The sequence below is a fragment of the Agrobacterium rubi TR3 = NBRC 13261 genome (assembly GCF_000739935.1).
Lineage (GTDB): Bacteria > Pseudomonadota > Alphaproteobacteria > Rhizobiales > Rhizobiaceae > Agrobacterium > Agrobacterium rubi.
On sequence record NZ_BBJU01000037.1, the window covers coordinates 20102 to 27206 of the forward strand.

A 7105-nucleotide genomic window follows, 5' to 3' on the forward strand; every position below is an offset into this window, starting at 1 on the left:
GCGCTTCGTCTCGATAGGCCCTGCCCTACGGACTTAGGCGTCACACAGCGCATAATTTCTAAAAGACCGCCAAATTATCTGCCTAAACACGACGATTTTAGTGGAAATCGGGTTTCATTTTTCGTAGCTTAGCACCCTTGGCGCGTGCTGCGTGCGCCACGGGCACTTCCCGAAATCGACGGAGACTTCGATCAACCTCTCACAAGGGAGCGAGAACCCATGTCTTCAGAGCTAAGACCCGGTCGCATCCAATCTACTCTCCGCCATTTTCTCGACAACGAGGCATCCGGCGGCATCGTTCTCATGGTGGTCGCTGCTTTGGCGATCATCACCGCCAACTCACCGCTGGCGCAAACCTATTTCGACCTTCTCCACCTCTACATCGGTCCACTCAGCCTGCAACACTGGATCAACGATGCGTTGATGGCCGTATTTTTTCTGCTCGTCGGGCTCGAGATCAAACGTGAGATGCTCGATGGCCAGCTATCGACCTGGAGCCGACGCATTCTTCCCGGAGCAGCGGCAGCCGGCGGCATGATTTTACCCGCGCTCTTTTATGTGTATTTCAACTGGAACGATCCGGTAGCGTTGCGCGGGTGGGCAATACCGACCGCGACAGACATCGCGTTTGCGCTGGGTGTGCTCTCGCTGCTCGGAAACCGCGTTCCCGCTTCTCTCAAGATATTTCTGGCAGCGCTGGCTATCATCGATGATCTCGGTGCCGTGATCGTCATCGCGATCTTCTATACCGCCGACCTCAATATGTTGGCCCTTGCTGGCGCTGGCATCGTGATTGGCAACCTCATCATCTTCAACCGGATGGGTGTAAGAACGCTTTGGCCCTACCTCGTGCTCGGCACGGTTCTCTGGGTATTCGTCTTCGCGTCCGGTGTTCATGCGACATTGGCTGGTGTTATTCTGGCACTCACGATCCCTCTCAAGCAGACACCTGGCACTCCTGAGGCAGCGCACCACGAATCTCCGCTTCACAAGCTGGAGCACCTGATCCACAAACCGGTTGCCTTTGTCATCGTGCCAATCTTCGGATTTGCCAATGCGGGCGTTTCCTTTGCCGGTATCTCCATGTCTGTCTTTTCCGAACACCTGACGATGGGGATTGCCGCCGGTCTGTTACTCGGCAAGCTGGTGGGAGTCCTTGGCACGGTGGCACTCCTGGTGAAACTCGGCGTCGCCGATCTTCCGGCCCAGGCAAGCTGGGGTCAGGTCGCGGGTACCGCCCTTCTCTGCGGTATCGGCTTTACGATGAGCCTGTTTATCGGACTTCTGGCATTCGACGATCCAGGTGTTCAGGATCGCGTCAAAATTGGCATCCTCGCGGGCTCGGTGGTCTCGGGGGTTCTGGGTGCCGTCGTGTTGTCCGTGGCTGGTCGGCGGCGTGTTGCGATAGCGTCCAAGCCGCGCTGATCGTTCTCGACAATTCCGGCGGAGGCAAGTCAGATTGACCCGCTGGATACAGTCTCTGCAGCGGCTCTCACGCGTTGTCTGTCGCTTTCCAGGCTCAAGGCGAGCTCGGATCGGGATAGTGCCTCCGACGAATGTCGGATGGCATTGTCTCGAAAGCCGGGCGCGTCGAACTGTGCCAAAATTCCAAATGCTTTCTGGAGACGAAGACCGACTTCGACAATGGCTGCGCCGTCGCGAGCGATCGGTGTGAACAGGTCGTCGAAAATATCATTGAGCTGCGTGGCTGGGACGTAGACATTCGAAAATGGGACGGCATCTTGCTCTGATGCCTCTACGGGCGCGTCCCATACCGCCAGTACGCGCAGCGCACGGGCAATGACATCGATTGCAGTACCGGGATCATTGATCGCAGGGGACAAGGCACGGGATGCAATCTCGGCAAGGACTGATGCGCCAAATCGTGGGTCCTGATCGAACGATCGGGTATCCTCAACGGAAAAGCATGTTCTGATCGAGGCCATAACGTCTGCAATATTGTCCTCTGCAACACGATCGATAGACGCCACCGCACTTTTAGGATCGACCAATTGCCCTGGGATCAAGCGCACGAAAATGCGCGCCTTTGCATCTGTGGCGATCTTGGACATTGCGCGGGTATCGATATGTTGAATGTACCCAATCCTGTCGATGAACACATCAGTGGCAGATACTGGAATATCCTTTTCATCAGTCAGCTTTTTGCCGCCGAGATATGGGCTCTGACGTCGGGCGCGCATCGCGTCAACGGTCACTGTCTCAACCCGCTCCGTCGTCTCTGTCACGCGGCCCAATCGTGAGAGATGATCGATCCATCGCAGCAGTGTGACGACGATCAGAACAATTACCGCGATGGTCACGACAAACAGGACAACCCGTCCGCGATCACCATAAGCGCCGGTGCTCAGCGCAATGATGCCGACGAGGCTAAACAGGAACGAGCCGACAAATGTTGCCAGAACATTTTGCGTGGTGCTGTCTTCCATCACAAGTTTTGTCGCGCGCGGTGTCACATTGCTGGTTGCCGCCGAATAAGCGGAGACCATGGTACTGAGGGAGAATGTCGTCACCGTCAGCATGCTCGACGCAATGATGCCGAGGATGTTGTCGACGGCGTCAGCGCCGATTTTGGTCGGCAGGTCGCTTGGAATATAAGGACTGATCACGATCGCGATGAGAGCAGTGGCAACGGCAAGTATCGAAAACAGGGTCGCCCGAAACCAGATGCGGCGCGCAACCTTTGCAAAGAACCAGGCCCAACGTGATGTCATTCGACTTCCATATTTCAAAAATGATCCGCCCGAACTGGCAGAATTGGCGCTTCGTTGATCGGAGCCGCTAACGCACCAGTGGCGCACCGGCTCACCAAAAAGCTAATGCAATCCCATGGTCAATCATTGTCGTTTGGGATGTTCAGCAAATGACCACAAGCCTTGCAGTGGACCGCGTCAACTTCGTGCCTCTGGAGACCGCATTGTTCGCAAGGATACATAACTTTGTAAGGTCGAACGATCGATTGTGCCAACCTGACGAACAGCGAGATGCCAACGATCATCGTAACGACGGACGTTAATTTTCCCAAGGGCCCCGGCAAGGTGATGTCGCCGAACCCTGTCGTGGTCATCGTTGCGACTGTAAAGTAAAGCGCGTCGATAAAACCGACGAGACCGCTCTGGTGATAGAAAAACGTGGTGTAGACGAACCCGGTCACCATGAACAGGAAGACGAAGAAGTTCAGCGACGCGCGAGCGACGTCCCTGTAGCGATGACAACCCAGCCGCTTGAGAACGAAGGCAAAGAGTGGGCTCGCGCCGACTGCCCACAGTCTCATCGCCCGCAAAAATGCGAAATTGAACAACGCATCGGGAAACAGAAGCGTCGCCAATATGATCAGGTCGATCCATGTCAACGGTCGCTTCAGGAATGCCATGATTGAGCCGGCTGCGAAGGCTCGCGCAAGCAGTTCAGTGAGAATCCAGATCGCGATGAGGTAATCGATAATCAGATATGACGGGCCACTGCGCAGAAAAGGCCCGAAAATAAAGAATGCAATGATGCTGACATCGATCACGGCGAGTACCGCCTGCCAGCGCAAAGCCCATGTGTCGCGTCCGCTTTCAATACGGCGCAGCTTGCTCTGCAGCTGCTCGATCCGCCCTGATAAGCGGCTTTTGGCTTCGACGTCTGGTATCATTCTTAACGGATAAAGGTCCGCCACCACCAGGTCAACGTCAAGCGCTACTCCCTAAATCGAACTGATCCGAGTGTGAGACGACCACCAATCTGACGCACGCCCGGAGATCAGTGGTCGTCATTTATTTCAACCCCGTTTCAAGCCAGGGTGAAGATCAGTCCTGACAGAGCAAAGCCGAGGAGACCCACCAGCGTCTGCATGACGGTCCAGGTCTTGAACGTGGTTTTGATGTCCATGTTGAAGAAACGGCCAACAAGCCAGAAGCCGGAATCGTTGACATGGGACAGCATGACCGAGCCCGATGCAACTGCGATTACGATGGCCGCCAGCTCCACGCCTTGGTAACCAGCAGCTTGGACTGCCGGTTGAATAAGTCCGGCAGCCGCGATGAGGGCAACGGTGGCGGACCCCTGTGCGACGCGTAGCGCCGTAGCGATCAGAAAGCCCGCGACAAACACGGGCATACCAATGTCGGCTAGTGCGCTAGACAGCGCGTTGCCAATGCCAGATGCGCGAAGGACACCGCCGAACATACCACCGGCCCCGGTGATCAAAATGACCGAGCAGACTGGACCCAGGGCGGAGTCAACAATGCGTTCCACTTTGAGGGGATCTCGGCCGCGCATTGGACCAAGCACGACGGCGGCAACCAAAACCGAAATCAGAAGCGCAATCGGCGTCGAGCCTATGGCGCGCAGGAGTTGGAACCAGCCGGCATCCTTGTTCACCCATTCTTGGGCGCGGGCAAAATCCAGCCCGGTGTTCATGAAGATCAACAACAAAGGCAGAAGCAAAAGCGCCACGACGAGGCCGGAGCTTGGCAAGGACACGTCGTCGTCAACCGCTTTTTCGTCCGTCACATTTTCAGGAATAGGCAAAAAGATGCGGTTCCCGATCCATTGACCGAAAAAATGGCCCGCAAAGATCCAAGTTGGGATGGCAACGATCAAGCCGACGATGATCAACAGGCCGACATCAGCACCCAGTAACTCTGATGCTGCAACTGGACCTGGATGCGGCGGGACAAAAACGTGCATGCAGGAAAACGCAGTTGCGACAGGTATGCCGTAGAGCAGCAGGCTGCCACCCAGACGGCGACCCACTGTGAACATCACCGGAAGCATGACGACGAGCCCCGCGTCGAAAAAGATCGGAAAGCCGAAAAACAGCGACGCAATTCCCAAAGCCATTGGCGCGCGTTGTTCTCCAAAACACCGAATAAGGTCATCGGCCAGTGCCTGCGCACCGCCAGATACCTCCAACAAACGACCCAGCATGGCACCGAGCCCAACGAGAAGGGCCACACCGCCCAGCGTAGAACCAAAGGCAGTCGTGAGCGTGTTCATGATATTTGCGGTCGGAATGCCAGTCACAAGCGCGGTCAGAAAACTGACGAGTATGAGCGCCACGAAGGCGTGAACACGAAATTGAATGATAAGCAGCAACAAAAGCGCCACCGCGCCCACTGCTATGGAAATCAAGGTACCCGCAGACAGTGTCTGTTCAAATTCCGGCAAATGAATACTCCTTTAAATTTTAAATTCGCTCTTCCATGCCCAAACACGTTTCTAGACACATCGTTTGAGCTCGCAGAGATGCAGATTGAACCTCTATGAGGAAGGCGCCGATCAGCTTCAACCCGGTTCGATCGTTTATCAGTAACAATCCAGAGCGTGGTGCGCCGCTAGGCACATCGAGCGCGGTAGAAAATGCGTACAAGCAAGCATCGCTGTTGAGATCAGGACGGCAGCTATCGTCTGAAAGTTTTTTCGAGACCCGGACGAGAAACAGACCCAAGGTCCCCAGGAAGATAGGCAATCGGACCCGTCGGGAATGGGAGCGGTTCAAAGCTATTTGAGGTGAGCAGAAAGAACTTGAATGGGACTGCATTCGATATCCGTGTGCTGGACGAAGTCGACCCGTCCAGACTAGATCCCCTAAAGGTAGATGGTTCGGCGCTTTTGTATGGCGGCATTGGCTACTGAAAAGTTTGTTTCGCAATGAAAATGGCAACTCTCGGAAACTGAAACAGGAATTGCCGAGGGATCGGCGCACGCGTCGACTTGTTTTGGCAAAGCTGCCGAAACTGGTCGTTTCGGTCGTGTTACCGGCAGGCGCGAGGGAGTGCGATCCGACATCTGTCCGTCATTCCTTATCGGATCCGCCAAGAAACCGTGGTCACCCCGCGCCTCACTGAAATCGCCGAAACCGCTGTATCTGCAGACCGTTGTATGGATGGAACGTGTCAAACGGGGGGAGGCTGCTGACTCCGTGGAGAAACTATGGTCTACGACACTTCGTCAAGAAACCTAGTCGGGTGAAAAACCGGGTTCTGCGGCTTTGCAGTCGTTAGTGGAACCTATACAGAGTGGTTTGACATACAGGAATTCGCCAGACGCCTTATCCTTTCGCGTGACCACCTTTTTTAAGCTGTGCAACGAATTACGACGGTCGATCATGGCGTGGGGGCCATCATGAGCGAGACATTCATCGCCGCTTTAATTTTTTGCTGCTTGTGCGTTTCGTCGATCGGAGCGGTTTTCGTATCGCCCAAGATGGCTGTTCGTCACCGCGATGACGAAACAAGTGCGGTCGTTCGGTTGGTAGCGAACATATTCGTTGTGATGGCGTCGCTGGTATTCGGTTTGATGATCAACTCGGCGAAAAATACTTACGAAAGCATCGATACGAGTGTCCACGCGTTTTCGACTAACATCATATTGCTGGATCGATCTTTGAAAACGTACGGCATCGCTGGCAAAGAAACGCGTGACCGGCTTCGGGAATATCTAGAGTATGCCATCGCAAATCCCGCCCGAGCAGACATGACCAAGCCGGACTACGCTGGCACAGCAATTGATGCCGTGGGAAACGCTCTCCTGACTATCCAGCCAAGTGACGAATACCATAGAGATTTACTCCTCGACATCCGGCAACAGTATCATCGCCTGGTAGAGCAAAGATGGAGCATCGTCGAAAACGCCGAAGGTGCGATACCGAGACCGCTAATCGCGCTACTTGTCGCGTGGCTAACCTTGATCTTTGGGAGCTTTGGTTACCGCGCACCCGCAAATGCAGTGGTTGTCACATCTTTCGTTGTCGGTGCTGCCTTGATCTCCTGCGCGTTTTATCTCGTTCTTGATATGGATATTCCCTTCCACGGTGCGATCCAAGTTTCGGACCACCCGCTGAGACGTGCGTTGGCTGAACTGACGTTGTGACAATTGAGGCAACGAGTTTGTGACGACCTGACCTGCCACTGAACTTTCATCCGGCGGCGACTAGAGCCTCGGCAGTTTTTGATACGCCAAATGGCGCGGTGTGAGCAACCGGCGGAAACGCGAAGCTTTCATCTTGCGCAGCGTTGGAGCCGGTTGCGGCGATGGTCTCGGCAAAGTCTGCCGGGGTTTTGTATCCGAGCGATGAGTGCGGCCGGAAATGGTTGTAATC

6 protein-coding genes are annotated in these 7105 nt (G+C 54.9%); 2 read left to right on the forward strand and 4 right to left on the reverse strand.

Annotated elements, in window-relative coordinates; all coding sequences use genetic code 11:
* The first annotated feature begins 219 nt into the window (after nucleotides 1-219).
* Nucleotides 220-1425, forward strand: a complete 1206-nt coding sequence (gene nhaA / locus RRU01S_RS24225; protein WP_045232800.1) for a Na+/H+ antiporter NhaA — start codon at nucleotides 220-222, stop codon at nucleotides 1423-1425.
* Nucleotides 1426-1454: 29 nt separating this feature from the next.
* On the opposite strand, the gene RRU01S_RS24230 is transcribed toward nhaA, so the two are convergent.
* The 3 genes from RRU01S_RS24230 to RRU01S_RS24240 form a co-directional block, all read right to left on the reverse strand.
* On the reverse strand, nucleotides 1455-2732 hold the full coding sequence (locus RRU01S_RS24230) for a DUF2254 domain-containing protein (RefSeq protein ID WP_045232801.1): 1278 nt from the start codon (nucleotides 2730-2732) through the stop codon (nucleotides 1455-1457).
* Between the two features lie 119 nt (nucleotides 2733-2851).
* Entirely contained in the window at nucleotides 2852-3655 is an 804-nt protein-coding gene (locus tag RRU01S_RS24235) for a potassium channel family protein (protein WP_045232802.1), read from the reverse strand.
* A 137-nt stretch (nucleotides 3656-3792) separates the two neighbouring features.
* Nucleotides 3793-5172, reverse strand: coding sequence for a GntP family permease (locus RRU01S_RS24240; protein ID WP_174447700.1), 1380 nt, complete (start codon nucleotides 5170-5172; stop codon nucleotides 3793-3795).
* A 957-nt stretch (nucleotides 5173-6129) separates the two neighbouring features.
* On the opposite strand from RRU01S_RS24240, the gene RRU01S_RS24245 reads away from it, so the two are divergent.
* Nucleotides 6130-6876, forward strand: a complete 747-nt coding sequence (locus tag RRU01S_RS24245) for a bestrophin-like domain (protein WP_173999986.1) — start codon at nucleotides 6130-6132, stop codon at nucleotides 6874-6876.
* Nucleotides 6877-6922: 46 nt separating this feature from the next.
* Here RRU01S_RS24245 and RRU01S_RS24250 read toward each other — a convergent pair.
* The coding region (locus RRU01S_RS24250) for an integrase core domain-containing protein (protein ID WP_045232804.1) at nucleotides 6923-7105 on the reverse strand (183 nt) is incomplete at its 5' end.

Excerpts from the sequence above, each read along its gene's own strand:
- nhaA (WP_045232800.1), top strand. The coding sequence starts at position 220 with ATGTCTTCAGAGCTAAGACCCGGTCGCATCCAATCTACTCTCCGCCAT.
- RRU01S_RS24230 (WP_045232801.1), bottom strand. The coding sequence starts at position 2,732 with ATGACATCACGTTGGGCCTGGTTCTTTGCAAAGGTTGCGCGCCGCATC.
- RRU01S_RS24235 (WP_045232802.1), bottom strand. The coding sequence starts at position 3,655 with ATGATACCAGACGTCGAAGCCAAAAGCCGCTTATCAGGGCGGATCGAG.
- RRU01S_RS24245 (WP_173999986.1), top strand. The coding sequence starts at position 6,130 with ATGAGCGAGACATTCATCGCCGCTTTAATTTTTTGCTGCTTGTGCGTT.